The organism is Aliibacillus thermotolerans (genome assembly GCF_027853235.1).
Taxonomy (GTDB): Bacteria; Bacillota; Bacilli; order Bacillales; family Marinococcaceae; genus Aliibacillus; species Aliibacillus thermotolerans.
In genome coordinates, this window is the sequence record NZ_WKJG01000021.1 from 1 (window position 1) to 516 (window position 516).

At 47.1% G+C, this 516-nt stretch carries 1 protein-coding gene; it reads right to left on the reverse strand.

The window, feature by feature from the left end:
• On the reverse strand, nucleotides 1-516 hold a 516-nt coding region (locus tag GJS40_RS01525; RefSeq protein WP_270895590.1), incomplete at both ends, for a reverse transcriptase domain-containing protein.

Genomic DNA, 516 nt, shown 5'->3' on the forward strand with positions numbered 1-516 from the left:
GGAGTTTTTCCTCAATAAAACGCTGGATACTCGCCATCGTACGTTCACCTGCACGTTTTGACTTTACATAGATATTACAGTCATCCGCATAACGGACGAATCTGTGTCCTCTGGATTCTAATTCTTTGGAAACCACGCCCTGAATCATGACGCCAGCTTGTAAATACTTGCGGATAAGTTTTAATAATGGTTTATCAGTAATTCTTTTCGCAAGTGTGCTCATGAGTCGGTCATGGTTCACCTTATCAAAGAACTTTTCCAGGTCCATGTCTACTACCCATCTGTACCCATCCTGGATATAGCCTTTCGCTTTCCTTACTGCATCATGGGCACTCCGATTTGGACGGAAGCCGTAACTATGCTCGGAAAACGTTGGGTCGTATATCCGCGATAGGACTTGGGCGATCGCTTGTTGAATGAAACGGTCCGTCACGGTTGGGATACCTAGTAGCCGAACGCCGCCATCAGGTTTCGGGATTTCGACTCTGCGGACGGGCATTGGTTCGTAGGTACCCT